The sequence below is a fragment of the uncultured Tenacibaculum sp. genome, from assembly GCF_947495995.1.
Classification (GTDB): Bacteria; Bacteroidota; Bacteroidia; order Flavobacteriales; family Flavobacteriaceae; genus Polaribacter.
This window is the reverse complement of sequence record NZ_CANMAX010000001.1, coordinates 794,768-820,499: the sequence shown is the minus strand read 5'-3', so window position 1 is coordinate 820,499 and position 25,732 is coordinate 794,768. Positions and strand designations below refer to the sequence as shown.

Sequence of the window (25,732 nt, the reverse complement as noted above, 5' to 3'; positions counted from 1 at the left end):
GTTCTCTAAAAATTAACGTTTAGAAAACATTGAATTATTCTCAGTAAAAATATATTTTTAATGAATAAAAATTACTAAAAACAACTAAAAAGACGTTTTTAATATTGAATATTTAATATTAAAAAATAAAAAATTCAAAAAACACTGTTAATTTAAGGTGATTTTAGCCTAAAAAGTGGACGTCAGATTTATGCTTTCACTTTAAAAAAACTGTCATTTTTTAGGATTAAATTTCATCATGAAATTAGACTTAAAAGTTCTGCCTATTGGAATACGAATTTTGTCTATATGAATTTCATTTCCGGAGATCTTATCAACATGATTTAAGTTGATGATATACGATTTATGAACTTGAATGAAATATTCAGGAAGTTTGACAGTCCAATTTTTCAAAGAATCGATAAAAACATGCTTTTTCTCGTTAGTAACAAAAGTTAAATAGTTTCTATCAGACTCAATATATAATATGTCATGCAATAAAACCTTATGTAAAGTTTTGTCGATATTTAAAAATATAGTTTCGTTAGTTTCAGTTTCTACATGTTTTATACGCTGTTCTATTTTACGAATAGCTTTTAAAAAACGATCGAAAGAGAAAGGTTTTACTAGATAATCTACAATTGTATCTAAATCAAAACTATCTAAAGCATAATCTGGATAAGCTGTAGTTATAATAACATACGGAGGGTTAATAAGTGTTTTCATGAAATCAATTCCCATAATGTCTGGTAAATTAATATCGAGGAAAACAAAATCTACAGTATTCTCTTGTAAAAAACTATGTGCTTCTTTAGCAGTTTGAAAGCTAGCTAATAGCTCTATATTAAATGTTTTACTCAAAAAACGTTGTAAAATCTTTTGAGCAGGAATTTCATCTTCAATAATTACACAAGAAATCATACCAATTCAATTTTTAGCGTAACTATATATGTATCTGATTTCTCAATAGTAATAGTATGTTTATTAGGATATAGTAAATCTAACCGTTTTTGTAAGTTCTCTAAGCCAATACGATCTTTTTGCGTAATACTAGCTTCGTTATATTTATTTTCACAGAAACAGGTTAAAATATCATCCTTTACAGAAATATCTATAGTAATATTACTTCTAGGTGTACTATGTTTAAATGCGTTTTCAATAATAGTGATAAGTAATAATGGTGCGATTTTATATTCAAAAGAAGCTACATATTTATGATAATGTACATCTTTGATTCCTGCAGTTCGTATTTTTTGAAACTCAATATAGTTATCGATGTAATTCATTTCCTTTTCCATAGAAATATAATCTGAATTACTTTCATATAATACATGTTTTAGATTTTCAGATAGTTTTAGAATTAAATCTGGAGTTTCTTCTGGCTTTTCAATAGCATACGAATACACTGTATTTAAGTTGTTGAATAGTACGTGCGGATTAATTTGAGATTTTAAGAACTTTAATTCCATAGCTGCCTTTTCTTCTTTTGCTTTTCTAATTTCATCTTCTTTCCCGAGATATTTAAACAAAAGCCAGATAAAAGAGAAGAATATTAAAGGAACAATAGTTTGCCATAAATAATTGCTTAAACACTTCATTACAGTGCAGCCACAAGCTGTAAAAACATTACAATAAAACTGCGTAGCAAAGAATGAAATCAACACAAAAAGTATAGTGTATATAAAATACCATTTCTTTTGTACGAAGAATGGAAGTAAGATAAAATGATTCAAATACACAATGCTCACTAATATAAAAGCGTACTGTAAAAAAGGATTTTCTGACCAATAATATTCAGAAAAAATAAAAAGTGAGATAAAACAAAATAACACCCAAAAAAGTACGTGTACTATTGCCTCTGTGATATGTTTCTTAATAGTTTCCATTTCTATTGGATGAAAATACAGATTATAAAACCATAAACAAATATTGAAGTATAAAATGCAAAAATGAAGGTACGAAATGCATTATATACAGATGTTTACGTTGTTTATCCTTATTTCTCTACTGTACGTTTATTTCTTTTTTAAAACACAATATAGCTATTTATGTTTGTGAAAAACAATGAGTTAATTATGAAAAAACTATTTCTAACCATAACGAGTTTACTACTTTTCACATTTTGTTATTCGCAAACACTAGGTTCTGTTGTCAAAGATGAAAAAGGAAATCCGATGTTATTAGGTAAGGTTTCTAGAACTATGCTAGAGCAAAAAGACTTTAGTTGGTTTTCTAAAAATTATGAAGCTTATTTAACGAATGATAAACTTACAAAGCTTTTAAAAAAGAAGTTGAAAGATTATAAGATTAAGATCTTTTTTGGAAGTTGGTGCGGAGATAGTAAGCGTAATGTACCGGCTTTTTATAAAGTACTTGATGAAGCTAAATTTCCAAAAGAAGCTATTGAATTAATCGCTGTAGACAGAAAAAAAGAGGCTTATAAACAATCTCCAAATGGAGAAGAAAAAGGGTTGAATATTCATAGAGTTCCCACATTTATAATTTATAAAAATGGAAAGGAAGTGAATCGTATAGTTGAAGATGCTAAAGAAACATTAGAACGAGATTTATATAAAATTGTTGCTAACGAAAAATATACTTCAAAATACAATGCAGCAAATTTACTGGACAAATTATTTAATAATCAAAAACAAGACCTACAAACTATAGAAAAACAACTGATACGTTTTTTACCTCAAATAGATGAAGGAGTAAAAGAACTGAACACTTATGGTTTTGTAAAGTTACGAGCAAAACAATACGAGAAGGCAAAGTTTGCTTTTGAGTTGAATGCGAAAATGTATCCGAATCATTATGTTCCACATAACAGTTTAGGAATTTTGTATAAAGAACAAAAGCATTATAAAAAAGCACTAGCATCATTATACATATCGCTTAGTATTAATCGAGATAATAAAGATGCTAAAACCTTAATCAAAGAAATAGAAACAATTAATTTAAAATAAGAATACAATGAAAGTACAAGTAACAGCAATTCTATTATTTCTTTTAGGAAATATAGTACACAGCCAAGAATTCAAATTTGAAAAAGAAGTTATCAATTATGGTAAAATCACTTTAGGTTCTGATGGTATTAGAACTTTTGAATTTACAAATATTGGCGATGCTCCATTAATTATTAAAGAAATTAAATCTACTTGCGGATGCACTGTTCCTAAGAAACCAGAACGTCCAATAATGCCAGGAGAAAAAGGAGAAATTTCAATTTCTTATGATACAAAAAGACCTGGAGGTTTTTCTAAAGCAATCACTATTTTTTCAAATGCTAAACAAGAACGAAAATTATTAAAACTTAAAGGTTTTGTAGAAAAAGCAATTCAGTAAAAGAACAAAAGATGGGAATTAAATAATTTCCATCTTTTTTAGTAAAAAGCTTGCATTCATGTTTTTACAGATACCTTCTTTAAAGCGATAATCGAAATGAAGCTCATCGTTAATTATTTCAGCATCAAAATAGAAATTCTTTACCTCATCTAGTTTCTTTTCAATTTCACATAAACTTAAATCATGAGTAGCTATAATTCCTGTAGAATTAGAAGCAACTAGTTTTTCAACAAACTTTTGAGAACCAATAGCTTTATCTGTACTATTTGTTCCTTTTAAAATTTCGTCAAGGATTATAAAGTACGGAGTATCTTGGATTTGATCTACAATAAACTTTAAGCGAGTTAATTCAGAAAAAAAGTACGAACTATCATCAGCTAACGAATCACTAGTTCGCATACTTGTAATTAATTTAATTGGCGAATATGTACACGATTTTGCACATACTGGTAAGCCAATATTAGCCATAACAATATTAAGAGATACAGTTCTTAAAAAAGTACTCTTACCCGCCATATTTGCACCAGTAACAATAAAGAATTGTTCTTTGTCTATTACAATACTATTATCTACTCTTTTTTCTTTTTTAAGTAAAGGATGACCTAAACTTTTTGTGTTTAAAATAGTTTTTTGATCCTTTTTAATTTCTGGAAACACATATTCAGGATGATTAAAACTATAATTTCCTAAGCTGTTATAGGCATCAAAAAATGTGACAACTTCAAACCAGTTTTCAACAACATCTTTATATGTCTCTATCCATTGTTCAACTCTATAACTATTCCTTATGTCAAGTAAGAAAAAACCATTTCCTAGAATTGCTACAATAATATTATTTCTATTATCTAAAGCATCGAGAGCTTTGGTAAACTGATTAAAGATAGTTGAAGCTTTCTCAGCTTCTGATTGTATATTAAGTTGTTTTTCTTTTAATAAAGCTGAAGTAAATGTTTCGTTTTCAATTTCATTTAAGAGTTGTGAATATTGACGAAATGTATCTTTAATCTTATCTGAATTTTGCGAAAGATTACTAATTCTTTTTAAATATCGACCGGTTATTCCCAGACCTAATGTCATCCAATAAAAAATAATATTAGTATTGATAAGATCTAAAAATACACATGTAAATAAACCAAATGATACAATAGAAAACCCTAAAGAAACCCATTGCATTTTATGAGGAATAAAACGGTTATATTTTTTCAACCAATCAATGATGTCTATTGCTGATATTTCTGTTTTAATCAAGCTAGAAATAGCCTGAAACCTTTGACGCCAGTGAGGTTTTTCTCCTAATTCTTTTATAGTTTCTTGACGAAGATGAATATCCTCAGTATTATTAGCTTTTAAAAGATTAGCCAGTTTCAATGTGCTTTCATATATAGAAGTCCTATTTATGAATTGAAAAAAAGAACCAATACCAAATAGATCAATATCTAAACTGTAATAATGTTTCGGATCTTGAAAATCAAATCCATCTTCTCTATTATAAAAGTTACCAGCATTAATTTCAAGTTCCTCCTTATTTATAGCTACTAAAGTTTTAAGTAACGATTGTTTTCTTTTTGCTTTTGTGTATTTAAGTAATAAGATTGTAAAGATTGTAATACCAATAAGAGCTATTATAATGGCAATTTTCCAAAATTCAAAAGAAAGATATATTCCAAATGCAGTGGCTAAGAATACAAATAAGCGAAGCATACTTAGTTTCGATATTTCCTTTTTAATAAGTTTAACCTCTTCAAGATATTTTTCTTCTTGTGCTATATAAAAATCTACGTGATTTATCATCTATAATATTTGATGGTGTAAAGAAACAAAAAACCCAAGACTCAGTCTTGGGTTTTTAAGTATATGAAAGTTTATTTTATCCTTTTAAACTAGCTTTTAAGAATTCAGTATTCATACGAGCAATGTTTTCTAAAGAGATTCCTTTCGGACATTCTACTTCACAAGCTCCTGTGTTTGTACAGTTACCAAATCCTTCTTCATCCATTTGCTTCACCATGTTTAATACACGATCTGTAGCTTCAACTTGTCCTTGTGGTAATAAAGCAAATTGAGAAACTTTAGCAGAAACGTATAACATTGCAGATGAATTCTTACAAGTTGCAACACAAGCACCACATCCAATACAAGTAGCTGCATCGAAAGCTTTGTCAGCATTTTCCTTATTTACAGGAATTGCATTTGCATCTTGTGTGTTACCTGAAGTATTTACAGAGATAAATCCTCCTGCATGTTGAACTCTATCAAAAGCAGATCTATCTACTACTAAATCTTTAATTACCGGAAATGCTTTAGCTCTAAATGGCTCAATATAAATAGTATCACCATCTTTGAATTTACGCATGTGTAATTGACAAGTTGTAACACCTCTATCAGGTCCGTGAGCTTCACCATTAATATATAAAGAACACATTCCGCAAATTCCTTCACGACAATCATGATCAAAAGCAACAGGCTCATCACCAGTTTCGATTAATTGTGTGTTTAAAACATCTAACATTTCAAGGAAAGACATATCTGGCGATATATCGTTGATATTATAATCAACCATTTTTCCTTTATCGCTAGCGCCTTTTTGACGCCAAATTTTTAACGTTAACTTCATAATTCTTTCCTTATTTGTATGAACGTTGTTTTAATTCAATATCGTTAAATTCTAACTCTTCTTTGTGTAAAACAGCATCTTTAGGTTCACCTTTGTATTCCCAAGCAGCTACATAAGCAAATTCTTTATCGTTACGTAAAGCTTCACCTTTCTGAGGTCCATCTAATTCAACAGATTCTTCACGGAAGTGACCTCCACAAGACTCAGTTCTATTTAATGCATCTTTAGCAAATAACTCTCCTAATTCTAAGAAGTCAGCCACACGACCAGCTTTTGCTAATTCTTCATTAAACTCATTTGCACCACCAGGCACTCTTACATCCTTATAAAATTCAGCTCTTAAAGCAGAAATCTCTTCAATTGCTTCCTTTAATCCTTTTTCGTTACGAGACATACCTACTTTGTTCCACATAATTTTACCTAGACGTCTGTGGAAATAATCTACAGACTTTGTTCCGTTATTGTTAACAAACTTGTCTATTGTAGCACGAACACTCTTTTCAGCTTCGTCAAATTCAGGAGTCTCAGTAGAAATTGGTCCTGTACGAATATCATCCGCTAAATAATCACCAATTGTATATGGTAATACAAAGTAACCATCAGCTAAACCTTGCATTAATGCAGAAGCACCTAAACGGTTCGCTCCGTGATCAGAGAAATTAGCTTCTCCAATTGCATATAATCCAGGAACACTTGTCATTAAGTTATAATCTACCCAAACTCCACCCATTGTGTAGTGAACCGCTGGATAAATCATCATTGGAGTTTCATATGGATTCTCATCAACAATCTTCTCATACATTTGGAATAGGTTACCATACTTATTCTTTACAACTTCCTGACCTAATTTTTTAACTAAAGCAGCATCGTTTACATTTAAACCTTTAATTGTAGCTTGCTCTTTTCCGTAACGCTCAATAGCAGAAGCAAAATCTAAATAAACAGCTTCTCCTGTTGAATTTACTCCGAAACCAGCATCACAACGCTCTTTAGCAGCACGAGATGCAACATCACGAGGAACTAAGTTACCAAATGCAGGGTAACGACGCTCTAAGTAATAATCTCTATTTTCTTCAGCGATTTGCGTAGGTTTTAAACTTCCTTCACGAATTGCTTTTACATCTTCCATTTTCTTTGGAACCCAAATACGACCATCATTACGTAATGATTCAGACATTAACGTTAATTTTGATTGATGATCTCCTGATACTGGAATACAAGTTGGGTGAATTTGTGTGTAACAAGGGTTTGCAAAGTAAGCTCCTTTTTTATGAGCTTTCCAAGCAGCTGTTACGTTACTTCCCATTGCATTTGTAGATAAGAAAAATACGTTTCCGTAACCTCCAGTTCCTAATACAACAGCGTGAGCAGAATGACGCTCAATTTCTCCAGTAACTAAGTTACGAGCAATAATACCACGAGCTTTTCCATCAACGATTACAACGTCTAACATTTCGTGACGGTTGTACATCTTGATTTTTCCACGACCGATTTGACGGTTCATTGCAGAATATGCTCCTAATAATAATTGTTGTCCAGTTTGTCCTTTAGCGTAAAAAGTTCTAGATACTAATACTCCTCCGAAAGAACGGTTATCTAATAATCCACCATAGTCACGAGCAAAAGGTACACCTTGAGCTACACACTGGTCAATAATATTTGCAGATACCTCAGCTAAACGATAAACGTTTGCTTCACGAGAACGGTAGTCACCACCTTTTACAGTATCGTAAAATAATCTGTAGGTAGAATCTCCATCTCCTTGGTAGTTTTTTGCAGCGTTAATTCCTCCCTGTGCAGCAATAGAGTGTGCACGACGTGGAGAATCTTGAAAACAAAATGCTTTTACATTATATCCTAACTCAGCTAAAGTTGCAGCAGCAGAACCTCCTGCTAGACCTGTACCAACTACAATTACGTCAATTAGACGTTTGTTCGCTGGGTTAACTAAGTTGATTTTATTTTTATGATTAGTCCATTTATCAGCAATAGGACCTTTTGGTGTTTTTGAATCTAAAGTTGCCATACTTAAATTGTATTAGTGGTGATTGAAATGGTGAAATAAAGCAATGATGATAAATCCTAACGGAAGACCAATTGCATAAACTTTACTAAGAGTTTTCAATCCTTTAGTATATTTATTATTTGCTCCTACTGATTGGAAAGCAGAATTAAATCCGTGTAATAAGTGTAATGCTAAGAAAACAAAACCTAAACAGTATAATGCTACACGCCAGATTGGAACAAATTTTTCTTGTAATTCATGGAAATATCTAAACTCTCCATTATGCATTCCAGAGAAATCTCCCTGTATGTATTTTGTATTCATTTCAGGAATCCAAAAATCAATGAAGTGAATGATTAAGAAGATTAAAATAAATAATCCGCTATAAATCATGTTTCTACTCATCCAAGTAGAATTTGCAGCTCCATTATTTTTAGCATATTTTACAGTACGAGCAGCTTTATTTTTAATCTCTAACACGAATCCCATTGCGAAATGGAAAATCACACCAAAAATTAAGACAGGCTGTAGTAAGTACTGAACTGCCCAGAATGTTCCCATAAAGTGAGAAGCTTCATTAAAAGCGTCAGGACTGAATACCGATAAAATGTTAATTGCAAAATGTTGTAGTAAGAAAACCATTAGGAAGAGTGCCGAAAGTGCCATAGCAAACTTCCTTCCTATAGAAGATTTTAATAATCCGCTCATTATTTTTAATTGTTGAATGAAATAATTACTAGCAAAGTTAAGACCTAAGTACTGTTTGTACAAGGATTAAATATTCTTTTGTTTTATATTTAGAATGGGTTTAAATAAAAGATTCGATAAATTTCATAAAACTATGTTGTTTTTTTTTCGTCACAAAATCATTTCTTTTGTTACCAATACTGCACTAATTATTACACATTATTGAATATTTTTTATCATGAAAAAAGTAACGGCTAAAATTTCTGAATCGGCTACATTACCGTCGGATTTTTATTTTGATGCTAAAATTTGGGAAGCAATGAAGGAAAATGTATTTGCTAAAAGTTGGCAATACATTGGAGATGAACAAGAAATTTTCAATGTTGCAGTAAATACTTATCCATTCAATCTTTTAGAAAAATATATTGAAGAACCTTTGGTGTTGACAAAACAAAAAGATGAAATTCGATGTTTGTCAAATGTATGTACGCACAGAGGTTTTATTCTTTCTCACCATCCTGGGAAAAACAGAAAGTTAGTTTGTTCTTATCACGGTAGACGATTTAATTTAGAAGGAAAGTTTGAATTTATGCCTGAGTTTAAAGAGGTAGAGAATTTTCCAAGACCTTGTGAGCACTTACATCAATTACCATTAAAAAAATGGTCTAAATTTTTATTTACAAGTTTAGCACCAGAACAAGATTTTTCTAAGATTTTAAATGAGTTAGAAAGTAGGATTGGATTTTTAAATGTTGATGATTTTGAGTTTGCTCCAGAATATTCAAAAACTTACAATGTGCAATCGCATTGGGCATTGTATATCGATAATTATTTAGAAGGTTTTCATATTCCATTTGTGCATCCTGCTTTGAATAGCATTTTAGATTATGGAAGTTATGATACTATTTGTGATGGAGATATGGTATTGCAAATTGGTTATGGAGAAAATGGAGCGGAAACATTTAAATTTCCTGAAGATCATCCAGATTATGGTAAAAATATTTCGGCATATTATTACTGGTTCTATCCGAACTTTATGTTGAATTTTTATCCTTGGGGAGTGCAGTTAAATATTGTGCGTCCTTATGCAGAAAACTTTACTAAAGTTGAATTCTTATACTACATAAAAGATAGAGAAATTTGGGAACGAATGAGTGGAGAACAATTAGGAGAGAAAACCCAGCAAGAAGATGAGTGGGTGGTTGAAGGTGTACAAAAAGGATTACGATCACGTTTCTATACAGATGGTCGATTCTCAGCAACTAGAGAAACTGGAGTTCATCATTTTCATAAGATGTTGAAAAGAGATTTAGAATAAAAAAAAGCCCATTTTGGGCTTTTTTAGTTTTTATTGTTTGCTTGTTCTTGAAGTAAAGCTATTTGAGTTTCTAAATCATGTAGTCGATCATAAACATCTACTGGTTCTGGCATTTGTTTAGATGCATACATCGTAACATACCAAACTTCCATAATTTCATCAGCATTTATGGTGTAAGTAGGATAATTACCTGTTTTATTATCACTTTTTAATATTAGTTTGCCTCTTTCTAATATTCTATTGATTACACGTTTTAAAACGATTCCATCATTTTTACTTACAATTACATAAACTCTTCCGTCTTTTATATCTTGTAAATCTTCAACATATTGTCCGAATACTAAATCACCGTCAAAAAAAGTTCGAACCATTGAATTACCCTGAACTTCAAAGCAACGAAAAGATCCATGACGTAAATGTGGCATGTGAAAAGAAGGTAGGTTTTGAATATACTCGGAATCTCCATAACCATTTAAATAACCAGCACGAGCTTGCGTAGGAACAAAAACGATATTTTCATCTCCTGAAGAATTCGTAGCAACAACTTTTGGAGTTCCGTTGTAATTACTGTTTGGAACATCTTTATAAAGCATTATGTCACTTTTTCCGAATAAATAATCTGGATTAATACCGAATTCATTAATGATTGATGTTAATACATCGTAACCAGGTTTGGTTTTTTTACGACTACCATCTGGTTGCGGACGACCATTTACAATACTATCAACCGTTGTTCCTGTTACACCAATTCTTTTAGAAAATGACAAATTATTTAATTTGTGAAAATCTCTTATTTCTGCTATTTTTTTTGAAATGTCCATCCTCATCATTTTTAACATTTTATGTAAAATGTTTGTTTTTTATACAAATATAGTAAAATATAAACATATGTGTGAAAATTAAAAATGTAAATGACTTTTGAAAAGTTTGTATACTGAGTTATTATACAATAGATTTACTTACAAGAATAAGAATAGAAGAATGAAATTTACATCTAAAGAAAAAGACTTAACTCCTAGAGAGTTGGTTGAATTAGAAAAGTTGTATTCAATAAAATTGCCTAAAAGCTATAAGGAGTTTATGATTAAAAACAATGGTATGAGACCATTAAGAGAATATTTTTTTAAGCCAGAAATTTGGGATAACGATATAGAGATTTTTAATATTTTTTCAATTAAATATGGTTCAACCACTTTTGAAAAATACAATATCAATGTAGGTTTAGATGATTACCCTGAGGGAAAAGTTACTATTGGAAGATCAAGAACAGGGTATTTTTCAATATCAGTGAGAAAAAGAGATTTTGGTAATGTTTATGTTTACTATTCAGATGGAGAAATACATAAACTAGCAAATTCATTTGTTGAGTTTTTAAATGGGTTTAGAGCTGTGTCTTCTTAAAAACAAATGTCTATGAGTCCAGAGATAAAAAAAATATTGGAGAGTTTAGTGGATATTCAAAAGAGAGGTGAGATTTTAGATGAAGCATATGAAAACATGGAAATTAAAGATGTTTTTAATGTAGTTGAGAGGATTTTGTTTTGGAATAGAGCGGTTTTTAGTGACGAAGGTGATTATGATCAATATTTTGAAAATGAATATATATTATTAGGTCAACAAATAGAAAGAACATCAAATGTTTTTAAATACGCACCTGAGTTAAGTAAGGTGTTTTCATTTGAAAAAGATAGAGTGAAATACAATGATGAATTAGAAAAAGAAGAGATAAATGAAATCAGAGAGTATATATATAGCAGAAGAAGAGTAAAAAGGTTTATTTTTCCTCCTAAAATTAGAAAGCCAAAATAGATATTCAAAAAGTATTTTAGAGCTTTTGATATATTTAAACAAAATCTTACAGAAAAAAGTAGAAACTCAAAAATATACCGATGAGAATTTTATCTTAAAAAGAAGAGTTAGGAGGAATTCACTTTAATACGTGTACAATTCATGAATTACCAAGATATTTTTAAATCATTTGAAAAAAAATATAGAGATGAGTTAAATTATCTTAATGATTTAACCAAGGAAGAAAGGAATGAGATTAGTAAGAATGAAATAATAATCAGTGAAGAAATAAAATTAAAGTTAGACCTTATACCTATTCAAATATCAGATATTCAAACATTTTTTAGAAAAGACTTTAAAACAAAAGATGGAGAGGTTATGGATATTTTCTATACCGTTTTTACCTCTACTGAAAGTCAACGATCTATTTCTGTTGTGTCTAACTTAAAAAAAAGAAATATTGTATGTTAAAGTTTCTATTAATAACTTTTTAAGTGTTGAAGAGTTTTTTAGTAATAAGAAATGATTTTAAGCGGATATGTTAACAAATAAAGAAATGGAAGAAATAGCCGAGCGCTATATAGAAAAGTTAGGAAAGGAAAGTAATATAGAAATGGTTCTTTCAGATGAGTTATCAGATAAACCATATGGTAGCGTTTATATTTTTGAATCTAAAGAATTTGTTTTAACAGGAGATCAAAAAAAGTCTTTAGCTAATAATCATCCTTTTATGGTTGAAAAAGAAAAAGGAAGGGTGGTTACTTTTGGAACTATGCTTTCAATAGAGAATTATTTAAAAGCTTATGAAAATGGAACTTTACTAGAAGTTGATGATCTTTACTGGTATCCTGATGAGGATAGATATGATAGTAAATAATCAGCAATATCACAAAAAAATAAATCCCGAAATTATGTTTCGGGATTTTTACTACGTTAAAATTAATCATTTTACAAAAAAAACAGCAAAAAGTTTGTGTAAACTAAAAAAAGATTGTATATTTGTACTCGTAATCGTCAGTTGGCATACAGTCGCAAATTGAGCTATTTTGTATGAATTCCAAACGGTACTTTTTTTGAGGTTTTAACTTGAGTTTCTTCATTTTTTTAAAATCTCTTCAACATTAATTCCAACATATTTTTTGAAGCTTTTATAGTAAAGCGCTTATCATTTGAATCATGATGCTATAAAACTGCAATCTGTTCACCTATTTTGGGTGTATATGTTTGTGAATTAATAGAAGAGGACAGAAACATTTTGTGAAAGAATCAAATTAGAATCTTTCATGGGGGAAAGCAGAAAAACCATGTAAAAAAACAGAGTAAGCCTATTAAAAAACCATCCTATTTATTATGCCAAATTTAGTACCAGAATTAAACAGTTTAGATTTCAACGTGTATATCGGAGGTCCGTTACAAGCGGCAATCCAAGCCCAAACAGAAGCTTCTATGGCTACTGTAGATTTCATCGAGAGAGTAGGGTTTGAAAATGATGGTGATCCAGCAAGTGTAGACAATTTACGTTATGTCGATTTCAAGTACAAAAAGTCTACAGCTAACCCACATTTTGGAAAAACTGCTATCGAACTTGCTGATGAAGGTTTACCAGCCGACACAGATACAGACAATCAGTTTCTTGAAAGTAACGTGGCAATCAAGGTTCCGTTTTTAACAATGTTAACAATCCCATCTTTACGTATAGATGAAGTAAATGTTGATTTTAACGCACGTTTAAGTTCTGTTGAAACTAGAAGTATCGATACAAAGTTTGCTTTAGATGCTAAACTAGGTTTAAAATTCAAGTTCATCAAATTTAAAGCTTCTGCTTCTTACAGAAGAAACACAACTCAAGGAACTAAAGTTGATAAAACATACAACTTAGGTGTTAGAGTTAGAGCTGTAAACGAAGAATTACCAGAAGGATTAAATAGAATTTTAGGCATGTTAGAAGATAGTATTGCTACTATAGCTTAAAAGCTTATTTGAATTAACCTAACCTCGAAGGTCATTCATTTTGAATGGCCTTCCTTTTAAAAACTTAAAACAAAATAATGGTAAAACTTAATGAATATTTAGGGAGTATTGCTTCAAGTATTGCAGAAGCAAGATTAGTTTCTGATTTAAAATCGTTAGAAGTTGCAGAGCAATTTTCTAAACACGAATTGTTAAAACACTTTTCTATACCACGTTTTAAGGCGGAAAATATAGAATTAACAATTCCAGTAGCAATTGCAGAAACAGGTCAAGATGATACAACTACAACATATGTTGCAAGTGTAGAGAACAAGACAAGTTTAAGAAATGCAACGATTAAAGTTTTACAAGATCGTTTGCCTTATAAAAAAAATGTTATTGGTGATGTTAAAGGAGATGTAATCAGTAAAGATGAAGCTGCTGCTTTTCCTCAAGAAATAAAACCTGTTGAAGATATTGTTCCTTTTGATGATGTGAAACCTCCTAGAGAAGAATCTTTAGCTCCTCCTATTGAAGATGATTTTCCAGATTATAAAGTTACAGAATTAGAGAATTCGATCAATCAAGAAATTGTAAAGCTCGATACGAATTTAAAATTAGGTTTAAGTATCGATAAAGAGTTAAGTGCGTATGCAGAAAGAGCGGTTAGAGCATTTACTAAAGTATATCCAATTCCTCCATATGTTAGAGTAGATTTAATCGGAGCTCAAAATGCGGTTAGTCAAAATGTAAAAGGTTATGTAAAATCTGCGCCTGTAACAGATGATTCGGCAGCTAAAGCTGGACCAAGAGTAATTGTAGAAGGTCATAAATTAAGAGAATTACCACCAGAAAATATCGTTCAAATTAAAATGACTTTAAAAGAAGAAAGTTTAGAATGGTATGCTTCTGAAAATGAAGAAGGAAACGTAAGTAATAAATTATTGCCTGAATAATAATGAGAAAATCAATCCTTAATACTTTAAAAAGTTTAGAAACTCAACTCTCTAAAATACATCCAATAGTAGATTTACTTGAAAAAAAGAGTAATGCAAGTTCAAAAGAATTACGTGATTGGTTAGCAGAAACCGAAGAGTTGTTTAAACAGAATAATTTAGCAGAATCTTCTATGTTTGCTGTAAAAAGAGGAGAATTATCTACATATCATCCAGAGAATAGTCAACACAAAAGAAAACAATTATTACAATTTTGTTCGGGACTTTTAACTGATGCGCAAGGGGATTTATGGAAAGTGTACGCTAGATTAACAGATACAATTGAAAAAGCTAAAGTTTCAGTAAAACAATTGTTGGGAGTTATTTATCAAACCAAACAATTTAAATACGATCCAGGAACAGATTTTACTCAATTTATACATGAAGTTTGGCAGTTTTGCACAATGCATGAACAATTGCGAGGAATAACCTCTCAAATTCAATCTTTAGTAACAAAAACAGATGTTTTGTTGCTTCTTGCTGAAGAAATCGAAATAGAAAACTTGTAAGCAACTTACAAAAAGCTGAAAAACAGTAATATCACAAAAAACAAAAGCTCGAAATCTAATTTTGAGCTTTTGTTTTTTATTTAATATAACAAATTACAAAAACAATTTGCAAAATGTTTGTTTTTAATTGTAGTATGTTGTATATTTGTATTGCTATTAATTAGTGTTGTTTTATAATGAATCTTTTATGTTACGTAGAAACACAAAGTTGGGTTAAACCACAATCTGGTGAAGAAAACGATAAAGAACCCTTTAACTTTTTATGTTCTGTCTGCTAACGCTTTTATTAAAAAAAATGTATATGAATAAATTAATATCAGTGGCGTTATCGCAATATGGAGTTAAAGAAGTAAAAGGGGCGAAAGATCACCCTCAAATACTGAACTATTTTACCACTATGGGTTTCGATAAAACCAAATATAGTGATGAAACAGCATGGTGCAGTGCTTTTGCTAATTGGGTGGCAGGGCAAGCTGGTTACGAGAAATCAAATCAATTAAATGCTAGAAGTTGGCTAACTGTAGGAACATCTACAAGCGAACCAAAACAAGGAGATGTAGTTGTATTATGGAGAGAAGACCCAAGTAGTTGGAAAGGTCACGTAGGATTTTTAATTAAAGAATCGAAACGTTATGTGTATTTGTTAGGAGGAAATCAAGGAAATAGTGTGAGCATTAAAGCCTATCCAAAAAACAGAATATTAGATTATAGAACTTTAGAGAAAGTAGCTTAATATATGAATATGAATAAATAGCTAGATAAAAGAGAACGTAAGTAAAGAGAAAAAGAAGATTGAAAAAGTTAACCGTTAAAATTCGTTTTAACGGTTCTTTTTTTTGAATAAAAAACAAAGCTATTATTGTTATTAATTTTCAATTTCACGACCAATTTGTAAATTTGGTTTATGGCAATTCAAGATATTAAGACCTACACATTCAAAGATGTTTTTTCGCTACAACTTGTAGATTTTGAAAAAGCATGTGTTGTGAATAAACCAACTCAGATTAACGAGTATAAAATCTTTTGGATAAAAGAAGGTAAAGGAACGTATAATATAGATTTTAAAAGTTATTCTTTTGATGGTACAGTACTTTTCTTTTTATCTCCTGGACAGGTATTTACTGTTGATTCTGAAAAAATAAAAGAAGCATATCAATTAAGTTTTACGAGAGATTTTTATTGTATTCAAACACATGATACCGAGATTTCTTGTAACGGAGTTTTGTTCAATAATATTTATGAAACTCCTTTTGTAAATCCTACAGAGAAAGATATTCAGAAGTTAAATTTCATTTTAGAGAATTTAGTAGAAGAATTTGAATTAGCTGAAACTGCACAATACGATATGCTGCAATCTTTCCTGAAACAGTTTATTATTTATTCTGTTCGTATGAAAAAGGAGCATTCTATTATTAAAGACGATACAGAAACAAAACTATTTAAAGATTTTAGTTTGTTAGTAGAGCAAAACTTTAGAAAACTTCACAGTGTAACAGAATATGCAAACAGATTAGGTATTTCTCCAAAATCATTAACAAAGCATTTTCAAAAAATAGGAGCAGAGACTCCAAGTGATTTTATTAAGAATAGAATAGTTACAGAAGCTAAAAGGCAATTATTATATTCTTCGGAAGCTGTTAAACATATTGCTTTTGATTTAGGATTTAACGATCCGGCTTATTTTTCACGATTCTTTACTAAAGCAACAGGAAATTCTCCAGCACAATTCAAAAAAATACAGAAAGTACAATTATAGTTGTTCTTTACAATACTATTCTAAATCCGCTTTTGAAGACATTTCAAGGCGGATTTTTTCTTGTTTTTACCCTGTTTTTCTACTAAAAATCCAAATGTCCAAGGCTTAGGAACTTTTGTCCATTTTTTAAGGTCTATTCTCGTCGCATCTTTGTACCAGAATTATTTGTTAATCCTCATTAAAACAAAAAACACATGGAAATAAACATTTATCAATGTCCGAACTGTTGGGGTTACCAAGAGTACGAAGAGCAAAACGAATTAAGTAATAAACAAGAAAATAATAACTAAAAAAAACCTTAGAAAATGAGTACAAGAATTGAAACATTAAACCCAGAAACTACAACAGGAAAATCAAAAGAATTATTTGATGCTGTACAAAGTAAATTAGGATTTATTCCAAACTTAATTAAAGTTTTTGGTAATTCACCAGCAACATTACAAAGTTATTTATCATTAGGAGATTTAACAGCTAGTGGAAACTTTTCAAACAAATTTAGAGAGCAATTAGCTTTAGCTATTGCAGAAGAAAATAACTGTAACTACTGTTTATCTGCACACACTGCAATTGGAAAAATGAACGGTTTAACAGATGAGCAAACTGAAGCAAACAGACAAGGTCGTTCTGCTGATGATAAAGTAGCAGCAGGTTTACAATTTGCACAAAGTGTAACTAAAAACAGAGGTAACGTAAGTTCTGAAGAAATTGCAGCTGTAAAAGCAGCAGGATATAACGATGGAGATATCTTAGAGATTGTATTAAATGTTGTATCAAACACATTAACAAACTACGTGAACCACATCGCAGAAACAGAGATTGATTTCCCAGCAGTTGAAGCAGGAAAATTCACAGTAAATTCATAATAAGTAAAGTAAATAAGTATTAAATCCCTAAACAATAAATTAATTAGACATGAAAAAAATTATAGCAATTTTAGTAGTAGTATTAGGTGCAGTAATGAATGTAAATGCACAAGACGTTAAAACTGTAGCTTTAGAGCAAACTAAAGGAGAGTTTACTCAAAAGTCGTTAACATTATCTGAAGGAACTTATGTTTTCGAAATCGCTAACAGTAACGTTGGTAAAGATGTTGGTTTTGTTTTAGCTCCAAAAGGAAAAACAGATCAAGCAAACCACATTAAAGAAGCATATGTAACTTCTTTAGCTAAAAACAATAAGAAGTCTACTTCTAAAAAAGTAACATTAAAAAAAGGAGAGTACGTATATTTTTGTCCGTTAAACCCTACTCCTCAATACACATTGATTGTTAGATAAATAGTAGATTGTTAATTTAAAAAAGCTCGGCAAAATTGTTTGTCGAGCTTTTTTTATTTTTATAGTTTTCCTCCGTCAAGTTTATCTTGCCATTCTAGTAATTCTTTCCATTTACCTTCGTAAGCAAGCTTAGCTTGTTGTGGCCAAGTATCTGGTTTATGAATCCTGTAGCGATCACCACCGCTGTTTAATACTTCCTGACATTTTTCTACTGTAGCTTCACTTAAAGCTTTCCAGGTTTTAATATCAAAATTATGGAAAAGACCTTCAATTTTTGGTCCAATACCCTCAACGATTTTTAAATCATCTTGTTTTATTTTCTTTCCAAATACTGCTTTTGCAGCACTTGCGTCAAACGGAATCAATGCTAAGTTAGCGCTATCATTTTTTACATTATCTAAATCAAGCTGTAAAGCTATTTTAGCTTTTTCACAGGTGTCTAATTCAGTTTTTAAATTAGAAATTTCTTCTTTTAATGCAGATAGTTCAGCTTCATTATCATTAGTTGAAGCTGCAGCTAAATTTAAATTGGTATTAGCATCTTTAGCTAGTTTTAAATCTGAGGTTAAATTCAGTTTACTTTCCTCACATACATCTAGTTTTTTCTGTAAACCAATTTTAGCTTTGTTACAAGCTTCTAAGTTGGTTTCTAATTGTGAGATTTTATTTTTTAATTCAAAGATTACAGATTCATCATTCTTGTTTTCAACATCATTTGTACCTCTAAAAAGTCTACCTAATAAATATCCAAAAATAGCTGAAAGAATACCTACTATAATTGGGATGTATATACATGGACTCATAATTTATTCTTTATTTAATTGTGATTATTGTTCTTCTGTTTTTTGCTTTTCCTTCTTTGGTGTTATTGTCAGCGATTGGTTCTGTTTGTCCTTTAGAAGTAGCTATAATTTTATCAGCGGGTATTGCAGCGTTTTTTATTAAATATTCTTTAACTGAATTTGCTCTTTTCTGACCTAGGCTTAAGTTAATTTCAGGATTTCCGGTATTATCAGTATGTCCCGTTATTATACAAGTCGCTCCATCTACTTTATCTAAATATTTTGCGATATCAGCAATTTCTTGTCTGTCTTCAAGAGTCAAATTAATTTTGAATTGACCAGAACCGAAATGTAATTCAATAGCATGATCTTTAATATATTTAGCCAATTTGTCTAAATCTTCAGTATTATCTTTTAATTCAGAAATTTTAAAAGCTAAAGGACCGTGATATACATGAAGTGAATCTGCAATCATATCTTGTTTCAACTCACTAGAAGTATTCATAATTTTAGAGGGAAAACCTTTTGAAATTAAAAAGTTCTTAACTGAATTTGCTCTAGCTAAACCTAAATTAGGATAAGCAGAATCGTTTGTTTCTTCATCAGTATAATATCCTGTTATGGATAAAGATTTATCTGTATTTGATGAAAAATAATCTTTTAATTTTCCGATTTCTAAATCTAAACTTGAAGAAATAGGAGTTAAGAAGTTGAGGTTAGAAGCTTCAAAGTTAAAATTATCCTTAGCGTTTAAGGAAAGATTTCCGTTTACATCTTTAACTAAAAAAGGGTAGGAAGTAGGTGTTTCGTACACTTTTTTTTGAGTTGCAGTAGAGGTTGAAGTATTGTTAACACTATCATCTTCTTGATTACAACACATAATATAGCTAAAGTAAGTTCCAAATACGATGGTAAGTAAAATACCTAAAAGATACATTAATCGTTTACCCATAGTTTTTAATTTAGATTACTGATTGTTAAGGTATTAATTTTTTTGAAAAATTTAACAAATTGATTGTGAAAACTATATTTTTTTAGGTTTTTAATCTTTTATTGGGTTATAAACCTTGTGAAATGTTAAAGAAATCTAACGAAAGTTATTGTTTTGTTAATTAGGTGAATACAGTGAAACACTTTTTAGTTATGTGCGTCTTTTAGATGAACAACCACTAATTAATTGTATTACCATGAGAAAAATCATTTTAACCATCGCTTTAGCATTCGGAGCTTATACAACTACAATAAATGCTTCGGAATTACCAAACAACGCTAATACTACTGTTATTGAATATGCAGATGTTACTACTTTTTGTAAGTTAATTAAAGAAGGAAATTATGAAGCTGTAGCTGCTATGATTGAAAGCGGTGAAGATATAAATAAGAAATCTACGGGATTAACACCGTTAATGTTTGCTGCTCGTTATAACAAAGCTAAAATTGCCAAGTTATTAATTGACAATGGAGCTAAATTAAAAACGAAGTCGAAAAGAGGATTTACAGCATTAAAATGGGCAAAATTAGCTAAGGCTGATGAAACCATGAAAGTTATTGAAAGCGCAATGAAGAAATAAGACGAAACTTCATTTGTAAATTGTTTGAATTAAAAAAGACCGACATATTTGTCGGTCTTTTATTTTATATTGAATAAATAAAAATATTTTTATTCTTCAGCTTCAGCAGCAGCTTTAGCAGCGTTACGAGACATACGTACTTGAGCAACCACAGTGTTATCTGGGTGTAAGAAAGTAAAGTTCTCATTTGCTAATTCAGTAATATAAAGTTTATTACCGATTTCTAATTCAGTGATGTCAGCTTCAATAAAGTCTGGTAAGTTAGCTGGTAAAGCTTTAACTTTTACTTTACGCATGTTGTGACGTAAAGCACCACCAATCATAACCCCTTTAGAACTACCTACTAATTTAACAGGAATTTCCATAGTTACTGGCTTATCTTCGAATAATTGATAGAAATCAATGTGTAAGATTTTGTCAGTTACTGGGTGAAACTGAATATCTTGTAAAACAGCTGCGTAAGTTTTACCGTCTAGTTCAATCGAAGCAGTATATACGTTTGGAGTGTATACTAAACTTTTGAACGCTTTTTCTTCTGCTGAAAAGTGAACAGGCTTATCTCCTCCGTATAATACGCAAGGAACCTTTCCAGCATTACGTAGGGCTTTAGTAGCTTTTTTACCCACGCTTTCTCTTTGAGATCCGTTGATTGTAATCGATTGCATTACTTATATTTATTTAAAAAATTTACATTAAAAACTTATCACTTATCGATGTATTCTCTTGCACTTTGTGCATAACATCAGCGAATAAGGGCGCGCAAGATACAACTTTTATTTTAGAAATATCCTTTTTTAAAGGAATTGTATCTGAGACAATTAACTCTGTTAATTTAGAGTTTTGAATTTTCTCATAAGCATCACCAGAAAGTATAGGATGCGTACAAATTGCTCTTACAGATTTAGCACCTCTTTCTACCATTAAATCGGCAGCTCTAGTTAATGTTCCTCCAGTATCGATCATGTCATCAACTAGAATTACATTTTTACCTTCTACTTCACCAATTAATTCCATGTGCTCAATTACGTTAGCTTTTTTTCTTTGTTTGTAACAGATTACAACATCGCTAGCTAAGTATTTAGAATATGCATAAGCTCTTTTAGAACCTCCCATATCTGGAGAAGCTATAGTTACATTTTCAAGTTGTAAACTTTCAATGTACTCCATGAAGATTGTAGAAGCATATAAGTGATCTACTGGTTTTTCGAAGAAACCTTGGATTTGATCTGCGTGTAAATCCATGGTCATAATACGAGTTGCTCCAGCAGCTTGTAAAAGATTAGCAACTAATTTCGCACCGATTGCTACTCTAGGCTTATCTTTTCTATCTTGTCTTGCCCATCCGAAATAAGGCATAACAGCAGTAATATGTCTTGCAGATGCACGTTTTGCAGCATCTAACATTAACAGCATTTCCATTAAATTATCAGCAGTAGGGAAAGTAGATCCAATAATGAAAACTCTTCTTCCACGTACTGATTCTTCAAAAGCAGGTTGAAATTCACCATCGCTAAAAGGTGTAATTTTAACATTACCTAGCTCTTCGCCATATTCTTTTGCTATTTTTTTTGCTAGCTCCATACTTTGTCTGCAGGCAAACAATTTAGGAGTAAGTTGATTATAAGACATTTATCAGTTGTGTTTATTGTTGTGTTTGCGCAAAAGTAAAATTATTTTGAACAGTAATAAAGAGATTTAAATGAATTCAGTAAAAAATATTTAGATTTGCAGCCTATTATTGCCAAAGTGGTGGAATTGGTAGACACGTCGGATTCAAAAGATTTTGCTATACTGAATAGCTAACACTCAAAGACTTAAATCAAAAACATTTTAAAAATCTTCATTTCAGTTATTTACATCAAAAAAATGTAAATGATGAAAAATTTTATTTTCTTTGACAACAAAAAAGTACCTGAAAAAGTGCCTGTAATTTCTATAAAAAAGATGTTCTCAGAACCCATACTATATATACCTAAGATAAAAGGAAATAACAAACCTGATATTACTAAACCTTGGTACATCTCTTATTATTTCAGAAATCCATTTACAGGAGAAATGGAAAAGATTATTGAGAAAAAAGGCTTGAATAGAATTAAAACCATTACTGAAAGAAAAATGATTGGTAATCATTTGCGAAAAGCTAGACTTAGATTACTACAAGAAGGTTACAACCCTTTTCAAGAAAAAGTAGAAAGTGAAAATTTAATTGATAAAGAAAAGTTCACAATCCTAGAAGCTTTCGAAATAGCTTTAAAAGAAAAGAATAAAACTTGGGCAGAGAAAACTAGAAATGGAAACAAGAGCCTTTACAATCAATTTATTGATTGGGTTATGAAAAATAAGTTAGGAGAAAAAGAGATTACCAAACTAACTAAAAGGCATATTGTAATTTTCTTAAACGAAATTACCAACAGCTCTTCCAATACAACCAGAAATAATTTCAAAAGATTAATTTCTTCTTTGTTATCTCAATTGGTTAATGATGATATTCTTGAAAAAAATGTTGCTCTAAAAATTCCAAACTTAGAATCCAAGCCTGAAAAGAACCAACCTTTTACAAAGCAACAATTAAATAGCATTAAAAACTATTTAGTTGAACATGACAATTACTTATTTCAATTTATGAAATTTGTAACATATGGTTTAATGCGTCCAATAGAAATATGTAGACTTCAAGTAAAACATGTTGACTTAGTGAACAATGTTATTCTTCAAGCAGAAACAAAAACGGAGAGAGCAAACATTTTAATCATTGAACCACTTAGAAAGGTTTTAGAAAAAATGGAATTGCACAAATACAACTCCGATGATTTTTTATTTACCAAAGAAGAACTACCTGGTCTATGGGAGGTAAAAAGAGAAAGTTCTAAAACAGAATTCTTTAGTAGGAGATTTAAAAAACTAAAAGATACTATTGGAAAAGAAATTCGATTAAATCAGAATCATGGTATTTACTCTGCAAGACATACTGTTGCTTTAGATTTGTACTCTTCTTTCAAAAAAGAAGGTTTAACAGATTTAGAAGCCAAACATAAACTGATGACGATTACTAGGCATAAATCTTTAGATGGATTAGAAAACTACCTAAGAGAAATCGGAGCTTCGTTACCTGAGGATTATACTAAAAATTATACTGTAGATTTTTAAAAAGTCATATTAAATTTATAGAACGAAATATTATCAATCCAATTTTTTTATAAATTCTGATGGGTTTTCACCTTTTAACTTAAAGAATACTTTCGAAAACGAATCAGAATTATTAAAACCTGCTTCTTGTGCGATAGCTTTAATGGTAAACTTTCTAATTTTAGGGTTCGCTTTTAATTCATTAATTATATTTTCTATCCTTAGAGAGTTTAAATAAATTGAAAAAGAAACTCCTTTATAATGATTAATAATTTTAGACAAATAATTGGTATTGGTATCTAGTTTTTTTGCAAGAATTTGTAAACTGATATCAGGCTGTATATAGTCTTTTTTATTCTCAAATTCAGTTAACCCTCTTAAAACATTATCAATAATTTCTTCAGAGATGTTTATACTTTTATTCGTTGTATTTACAACTTTAGATGTACTGACTTCAGAATTATCAGTAAAATTTGATTCACTAAGTAAATATTCACGTAGATATTTTCTCTCCTCAGACACTCTTATTTGAATTATACTTTGGTAACCCAACCAATATATGAGAATAGTTGTAAAAACTCTTAAAGGATAATAAGAAGGCATGAAAACAGTAAAGTCAAAAGTAAGGGTTATTATTAACGGAATAAACCAAAAAACATACGTTAACAGCCCAAGCTTAAAGAAAATTTTTATCCAATTTAAATCATCAAAATTATTTAGTTTAATTGTTTTTTTAAATGAATTATACTTCTGGTAAGAAAAAATGAAAACTAGCAATGAAAAAATACTACTTATAATTTCCTCAATTATTACATATTGCTTGAAATAAATAGATACAACCTCATGATGATTGTTTTCATATATAAAAAACCCCAATCTTATTATTATAAAGAAAACAAAAACGGGAATGACTACTTTAATTAATTTTATACTTTTTGTCTCTATCTTTAAATAACTCATTAAAAAAAGAAAAAAGAAAGGAGCGACTAAAAAATGCCAAGGAATCTCGAAATATTGTAAAAAAGAATTGTTTTGAAAAAAATTCTTCACTAGAATCCAAGATTGAAAGTTATTTAAAGAGATTGAAAGCACCAATAAGTTAACAAATAGTAATACTCTTGATTTTGTTTGCTTCGAAAAATAAAGCGCTAAGCAAAATATAAAACCATGAATAGAGCTTACAATTAAAAATAAGTTAAAAAAGTCCTTGATACTCAAATTACAATTTTTTTTTAGGGAAAAATATTTGACAAAAATAACAATTACTGGAATATTTTAAAAATACACTGGAAATTCATAAATATCAACAAGTAATTCATGAATGACATCATGTTATTCTTGCCCAAAAGCAATAAGTTCTATTAATTTGTGAACTGAAAATTTCTAATACTTTGATAGGTACTAACTTGAAAAAAAAATTTAAACTAATCCCATTAATTATGAAATCAAAATATTTTTTACCGATATTATTAGTAGCATTCGCTCTATTTAGTTGTTCTAGTGACGATATCAGTGAACAAGATCAGTTACCACCCATTTCTCAAACTGGAGAAAACACAATGGGTTGTTTGGTAAATGGTGAGGTCTTTATACCTAAAGATAAAACAGGTTTTTCAGGAGTTGGAGGAGATAAGCCAAAAGGAATAACTGTTATTAAAGGTTCAAATTTACCTCAATATGAATATTTTAGTATAGCACTTAACAACTATGAAGGTATTTATATTTATCTCTATATAGCAAAGGAGTCTCCACTTGAAGAAACCTATGTTTTTTCAGATAGTCCTGGAGTTGCTGCAAGTCTAGATAAACCTGATTACAACCATTCCTTTGGTTTAATATATGATTCAAAACTTACTTCATATCAAAACTCTGGATCTATCACTTTTACAAAGGCTGATTCTGAAAACGGGTTGTACGCTGGGATTTTTAATTTGAAATTAAAAAACACTGAAAATGAAAAAGATATTATTGAAATTACAGAGGGGAGGTTTGATTTAGATTTAAAAACATTAAACCAAAATTAAAAAACATG

29 protein-coding genes are annotated in these 25,732 nt (G+C 30.1%); 17 read left to right on the top strand and 12 right to left on the bottom strand.

Going from position 1 to position 25,732, the window contains the following annotated elements; translation table 11 throughout:
- Positions 1 to 213 precede the first annotated feature (213 nt).
- Both Q1A15_RS03730 and Q1A15_RS03725 read right to left on the bottom strand, forming a co-directional pair.
- The gene (locus Q1A15_RS03730; protein WP_299618966.1) at positions 214 to 900 is read right to left on the bottom strand and encodes a LytTR family DNA-binding domain-containing protein; all 687 of its coding nucleotides are present in this window, start codon (positions 898 to 900) and stop codon (positions 214 to 216) included.
- Entirely contained in the window at positions 897 to 1,865 is a 969-nt protein-coding gene (locus Q1A15_RS03725) for a histidine kinase (RefSeq protein ID WP_299618964.1), read from the bottom strand. The genes Q1A15_RS03730 and Q1A15_RS03725 overlap by 4 nt, the downstream gene beginning before the upstream one ends.
- Positions 1,866 to 2,054: 189 nt before the next feature.
- On the opposite strand from Q1A15_RS03725, the gene Q1A15_RS03720 reads away from it, so the two are divergent.
- Positions 2,055 to 2,945, top strand: a complete 891-nt coding sequence (locus Q1A15_RS03720; protein ID WP_299618962.1) for a thioredoxin family protein — start codon at positions 2,055 to 2,057, stop codon at positions 2,943 to 2,945.
- A 7-nt stretch (positions 2,946 to 2,952) separates the two neighbouring features.
- Positions 2,953 to 3,324, top strand: coding sequence for a DUF1573 domain-containing protein (locus tag Q1A15_RS03715; RefSeq protein WP_299618960.1), 372 nt, complete (start codon positions 2,953 to 2,955; stop codon positions 3,322 to 3,324).
- 18 nt (positions 3,325 to 3,342) lie between these two features.
- On the opposite strand, the gene Q1A15_RS03710 is transcribed toward Q1A15_RS03715, so the two are convergent.
- From Q1A15_RS03710 to Q1A15_RS03695, 4 genes are all read right to left on the bottom strand, one after another.
- The gene (locus Q1A15_RS03710) at positions 3,343 to 5,115 is read right to left on the bottom strand and encodes a DNA mismatch repair protein MutS (RefSeq protein WP_299618958.1); all 1,773 of its coding nucleotides are present in this window, start codon (positions 5,113 to 5,115) and stop codon (positions 3,343 to 3,345) included.
- A gap of 76 nt (positions 5,116 to 5,191) precedes the next feature.
- Positions 5,192 to 5,938, bottom strand: a complete 747-nt coding sequence (locus Q1A15_RS03705) for a succinate dehydrogenase/fumarate reductase iron-sulfur subunit (RefSeq protein WP_299618956.1) — start codon at positions 5,936 to 5,938, stop codon at positions 5,192 to 5,194.
- A gap of 10 nt (positions 5,939 to 5,948) precedes the next feature.
- Positions 5,949 to 7,964, bottom strand: a complete 2,016-nt coding sequence (locus tag Q1A15_RS03700) for a fumarate reductase/succinate dehydrogenase flavoprotein subunit (protein WP_299618954.1) — start codon at positions 7,962 to 7,964, stop codon at positions 5,949 to 5,951.
- A gap of 12 nt (positions 7,965 to 7,976) precedes the next feature.
- Positions 7,977 to 8,651 carry a succinate dehydrogenase cytochrome b subunit gene (locus Q1A15_RS03695; RefSeq protein ID WP_299618952.1) on the bottom strand — a complete coding sequence of 225 codons (675 nt, stop codon included), beginning with the start codon at positions 8,649 to 8,651 and terminating at the stop codon, positions 7,977 to 7,979.
- 217 nt (positions 8,652 to 8,868) lie between these two features.
- On the opposite strand from Q1A15_RS03695, the gene Q1A15_RS03690 reads away from it, so the two are divergent.
- The gene (locus Q1A15_RS03690; protein WP_299618950.1) at positions 8,869 to 9,948 is read left to right on the top strand and encodes an aromatic ring-hydroxylating dioxygenase subunit alpha; all 1,080 of its coding nucleotides are present in this window, start codon (positions 8,869 to 8,871) and stop codon (positions 9,946 to 9,948) included.
- Between the two features lie 23 nt (positions 9,949 to 9,971).
- Here Q1A15_RS03690 and Q1A15_RS03685 read toward each other — a convergent pair whose 3' ends face one another.
- Positions 9,972 to 10,769, bottom strand: coding sequence for a S24 family peptidase (locus Q1A15_RS03685; protein ID WP_299618947.1), 798 nt, complete (start codon positions 10,767 to 10,769; stop codon positions 9,972 to 9,974).
- Between the two features lie 97 nt (positions 10,770 to 10,866).
- On the opposite strand from Q1A15_RS03685, the gene Q1A15_RS03680 reads away from it, so the two are divergent.
- From Q1A15_RS03680 to Q1A15_RS03630, 11 genes are all read left to right on the top strand, one after another.
- Positions 10,867 to 11,349 carry an SMI1/KNR4 family protein gene (locus Q1A15_RS03680; protein WP_299618944.1) on the top strand — a complete coding sequence of 161 codons (483 nt, stop codon included), beginning with the start codon at positions 10,867 to 10,869 and terminating at the stop codon, positions 11,347 to 11,349.
- A 12-nt stretch (positions 11,350 to 11,361) separates the two neighbouring features.
- Entirely contained in the window at positions 11,362 to 11,757 is a 396-nt protein-coding gene (locus tag Q1A15_RS03675; RefSeq protein WP_299618941.1) for a hypothetical protein, read from the top strand.
- 141 nt (positions 11,758 to 11,898) lie between these two features.
- Positions 11,899 to 12,207, top strand: a complete 309-nt coding sequence (locus tag Q1A15_RS03670) for a hypothetical protein (RefSeq protein ID WP_299618938.1) — start codon at positions 11,899 to 11,901, stop codon at positions 12,205 to 12,207.
- A gap of 85 nt (positions 12,208 to 12,292) precedes the next feature.
- Positions 12,293 to 12,613 carry a hypothetical protein gene (locus Q1A15_RS03665; RefSeq protein WP_299618935.1) on the top strand — a complete coding sequence of 107 codons (321 nt, stop codon included), beginning with the start codon at positions 12,293 to 12,295 and terminating at the stop codon, positions 12,611 to 12,613.
- Positions 12,614 to 13,086: 473 nt separating this feature from the next.
- Complete coding sequence (locus Q1A15_RS03660; RefSeq protein ID WP_299618932.1) at positions 13,087 to 13,707, top strand: DUF2589 domain-containing protein; 621 nt, start codon at positions 13,087 to 13,089, stop codon at positions 13,705 to 13,707.
- A gap of 77 nt (positions 13,708 to 13,784) precedes the next feature.
- Positions 13,785 to 14,642 (top strand): hypothetical protein, encoded by an 858-nt coding sequence (locus tag Q1A15_RS03655; RefSeq protein WP_299618930.1) that lies wholly within the window; start codon positions 13,785 to 13,787, stop codon positions 14,640 to 14,642.
- A gap of 2 nt (positions 14,643 to 14,644) precedes the next feature.
- Positions 14,645 to 15,190, top strand: a complete 546-nt coding sequence (locus tag Q1A15_RS03650) for a hypothetical protein (protein WP_299618927.1) — start codon at positions 14,645 to 14,647, stop codon at positions 15,188 to 15,190.
- Positions 15,191 to 15,491: 301 nt separating this feature from the next.
- Positions 15,492 to 15,923, top strand: coding sequence for a TIGR02594 family protein (locus Q1A15_RS03645; protein ID WP_299618924.1), 432 nt, complete (start codon positions 15,492 to 15,494; stop codon positions 15,921 to 15,923).
- A 171-nt stretch (positions 15,924 to 16,094) separates the two neighbouring features.
- On the top strand, positions 16,095 to 16,946 hold the full coding sequence (locus Q1A15_RS03640; protein ID WP_299618920.1) for a helix-turn-helix domain-containing protein: 852 nt from the start codon (positions 16,095 to 16,097) through the stop codon (positions 16,944 to 16,946).
- 305 nt (positions 16,947 to 17,251) lie between these two features.
- Complete coding sequence (locus Q1A15_RS03635) at positions 17,252 to 17,809, top strand: carboxymuconolactone decarboxylase family protein (RefSeq protein WP_299618917.1); 558 nt, start codon at positions 17,252 to 17,254, stop codon at positions 17,807 to 17,809.
- A 49-nt stretch (positions 17,810 to 17,858) separates the two neighbouring features.
- Complete coding sequence (locus tag Q1A15_RS03630; protein WP_299618914.1) at positions 17,859 to 18,221, top strand: hypothetical protein; 363 nt, start codon at positions 17,859 to 17,861, stop codon at positions 18,219 to 18,221.
- Between the two features lie 59 nt (positions 18,222 to 18,280).
- On the opposite strand, the gene Q1A15_RS03625 is transcribed toward Q1A15_RS03630, so the two are convergent.
- On the bottom strand, positions 18,281 to 19,024 hold the full coding sequence (locus Q1A15_RS03625) for a hypothetical protein (RefSeq protein ID WP_299618911.1): 744 nt from the start codon (positions 19,022 to 19,024) through the stop codon (positions 18,281 to 18,283).
- Positions 19,025 to 19,034: 10 nt separating this feature from the next.
- Entirely contained in the window at positions 19,035 to 19,955 is a 921-nt protein-coding gene (locus Q1A15_RS03620) for an OmpA family protein (RefSeq protein ID WP_299618908.1), read from the bottom strand.
- 235 nt (positions 19,956 to 20,190) lie between these two features.
- Between Q1A15_RS03620 and Q1A15_RS03615 the strand changes: the two genes are divergently transcribed.
- Positions 20,191 to 20,574 (top strand): ankyrin repeat domain-containing protein, encoded by a 384-nt coding sequence (locus Q1A15_RS03615; RefSeq protein WP_299618905.1) that lies wholly within the window; start codon positions 20,191 to 20,193, stop codon positions 20,572 to 20,574.
- An 89-nt stretch (positions 20,575 to 20,663) separates the two neighbouring features.
- Here Q1A15_RS03615 and Q1A15_RS03610 read toward each other — a convergent pair whose 3' ends face one another.
- Positions 20,664 to 21,239 (bottom strand): 50S ribosomal protein L25/general stress protein Ctc, encoded by a 576-nt coding sequence (locus Q1A15_RS03610; RefSeq protein WP_299618902.1) that lies wholly within the window; start codon positions 21,237 to 21,239, stop codon positions 20,664 to 20,666.
- Between the two features lie 22 nt (positions 21,240 to 21,261).
- Positions 21,262 to 22,203 carry a ribose-phosphate pyrophosphokinase gene (locus Q1A15_RS03605; RefSeq protein ID WP_299618899.1) on the bottom strand — a complete coding sequence of 314 codons (942 nt, stop codon included), beginning with the start codon at positions 22,201 to 22,203 and terminating at the stop codon, positions 21,262 to 21,264.
- A 243-nt stretch (positions 22,204 to 22,446) separates the two neighbouring features.
- Between Q1A15_RS03605 and Q1A15_RS03600 the strand changes: the two genes are divergently transcribed.
- On the top strand, positions 22,447 to 23,721 hold the full coding sequence (locus Q1A15_RS03600) for a tyrosine-type recombinase/integrase (RefSeq protein WP_299618896.1): 1,275 nt from the start codon (positions 22,447 to 22,449) through the stop codon (positions 23,719 to 23,721).
- Positions 23,722 to 23,754: 33 nt separating this feature from the next.
- On the opposite strand, the gene Q1A15_RS03595 is transcribed toward Q1A15_RS03600, so the two are convergent.
- A complete protein-coding gene (locus tag Q1A15_RS03595) occupies positions 23,755 to 24,303 on the bottom strand; it encodes a helix-turn-helix domain-containing protein (protein ID WP_299618885.1) in 549 nt (182 codons plus the stop codon).
- An 836-nt stretch (positions 24,304 to 25,139) separates the two neighbouring features.
- On the opposite strand from Q1A15_RS03595, the gene Q1A15_RS03590 reads away from it, so the two are divergent.
- Positions 25,140 to 25,724: a hypothetical protein gene (locus Q1A15_RS03590; protein ID WP_299618882.1), complete on the top strand. Its 585-nt coding sequence runs from the start codon at positions 25,140 to 25,142 to the stop codon at positions 25,722 to 25,724.
- Positions 25,725 to 25,732: the final 8 nt, after the last annotated feature.

Excerpts from the sequence above, each read along its gene's own strand:
- Q1A15_RS03730 (WP_299618966.1), bottom strand. The coding sequence starts at position 900 with ATGATTTCTTGTGTAATTATTGAAGATGAAATTCCTGCTCAAAAGATT.
- Q1A15_RS03725 (WP_299618964.1), bottom strand. The coding sequence starts at position 1,865 with ATGGAAACTATTAAGAAACATATCACAGAGGCAATAGTACACGTACTT.
- Q1A15_RS03720 (WP_299618962.1), top strand. The coding sequence starts at position 2,055 with ATGAAAAAACTATTTCTAACCATAACGAGTTTACTACTTTTCACATTT.
- Q1A15_RS03715 (WP_299618960.1), top strand. The coding sequence starts at position 2,953 with ATGAAAGTACAAGTAACAGCAATTCTATTATTTCTTTTAGGAAATATA.
- Q1A15_RS03710 (WP_299618958.1), bottom strand. The coding sequence starts at position 5,115 with ATGATAAATCACGTAGATTTTTATATAGCACAAGAAGAAAAATATCTT.
- Q1A15_RS03705 (WP_299618956.1), bottom strand. The coding sequence starts at position 5,938 with ATGAAGTTAACGTTAAAAATTTGGCGTCAAAAAGGCGCTAGCGATAAA.
- Q1A15_RS03700 (WP_299618954.1), bottom strand. The coding sequence starts at position 7,964 with ATGGCAACTTTAGATTCAAAAACACCAAAAGGTCCTATTGCTGATAAA.
- Q1A15_RS03695 (WP_299618952.1), bottom strand. The coding sequence starts at position 8,651 with ATGAGCGGATTATTAAAATCTTCTATAGGAAGGAAGTTTGCTATGGCA.
- Q1A15_RS03690 (WP_299618950.1), top strand. The coding sequence starts at position 8,869 with ATGAAAAAAGTAACGGCTAAAATTTCTGAATCGGCTACATTACCGTCG.
- Q1A15_RS03685 (WP_299618947.1), bottom strand. The coding sequence starts at position 10,769 with ATGGACATTTCAAAAAAAATAGCAGAAATAAGAGATTTTCACAAATTA.
- Q1A15_RS03675 (WP_299618941.1), top strand. The coding sequence starts at position 11,362 with ATGAGTCCAGAGATAAAAAAAATATTGGAGAGTTTAGTGGATATTCAA.
- Q1A15_RS03670 (WP_299618938.1), top strand. The coding sequence starts at position 11,899 with ATGAATTACCAAGATATTTTTAAATCATTTGAAAAAAAATATAGAGAT.
- Q1A15_RS03665 (WP_299618935.1), top strand. The coding sequence starts at position 12,293 with ATGGAAGAAATAGCCGAGCGCTATATAGAAAAGTTAGGAAAGGAAAGT.
- Q1A15_RS03660 (WP_299618932.1), top strand. The coding sequence starts at position 13,087 with ATGCCAAATTTAGTACCAGAATTAAACAGTTTAGATTTCAACGTGTAT.
- Q1A15_RS03655 (WP_299618930.1), top strand. The coding sequence starts at position 13,785 with ATGGTAAAACTTAATGAATATTTAGGGAGTATTGCTTCAAGTATTGCA.
- Q1A15_RS03650 (WP_299618927.1), top strand. The coding sequence starts at position 14,645 with ATGAGAAAATCAATCCTTAATACTTTAAAAAGTTTAGAAACTCAACTC.
- Q1A15_RS03645 (WP_299618924.1), top strand. The coding sequence starts at position 15,492 with ATGAATAAATTAATATCAGTGGCGTTATCGCAATATGGAGTTAAAGAA.
- Q1A15_RS03640 (WP_299618920.1), top strand. The coding sequence starts at position 16,095 with ATGGCAATTCAAGATATTAAGACCTACACATTCAAAGATGTTTTTTCG.
- Q1A15_RS03635 (WP_299618917.1), top strand. The coding sequence starts at position 17,252 with ATGAGTACAAGAATTGAAACATTAAACCCAGAAACTACAACAGGAAAA.
- Q1A15_RS03630 (WP_299618914.1), top strand. The coding sequence starts at position 17,859 with ATGAAAAAAATTATAGCAATTTTAGTAGTAGTATTAGGTGCAGTAATG.
- Q1A15_RS03625 (WP_299618911.1), bottom strand. The coding sequence starts at position 19,024 with ATGAGTCCATGTATATACATCCCAATTATAGTAGGTATTCTTTCAGCT.
- Q1A15_RS03620 (WP_299618908.1), bottom strand. The coding sequence starts at position 19,955 with ATGGGTAAACGATTAATGTATCTTTTAGGTATTTTACTTACCATCGTA.
- Q1A15_RS03615 (WP_299618905.1), top strand. The coding sequence starts at position 20,191 with ATGAGAAAAATCATTTTAACCATCGCTTTAGCATTCGGAGCTTATACA.
- Q1A15_RS03610 (WP_299618902.1), bottom strand. The coding sequence starts at position 21,239 with ATGCAATCGATTACAATCAACGGATCTCAAAGAGAAAGCGTGGGTAAA.
- Q1A15_RS03605 (WP_299618899.1), bottom strand. The coding sequence starts at position 22,203 with ATGTCTTATAATCAACTTACTCCTAAATTGTTTGCCTGCAGACAAAGT.
- Q1A15_RS03600 (WP_299618896.1), top strand. The coding sequence starts at position 22,447 with ATGATGAAAAATTTTATTTTCTTTGACAACAAAAAAGTACCTGAAAAA.
- Q1A15_RS03595 (WP_299618885.1), bottom strand. The coding sequence starts at position 24,303 with ATGCCTTCTTATTATCCTTTAAGAGTTTTTACAACTATTCTCATATAT.
- Q1A15_RS03590 (WP_299618882.1), top strand. The coding sequence starts at position 25,140 with ATGAAATCAAAATATTTTTTACCGATATTATTAGTAGCATTCGCTCTA.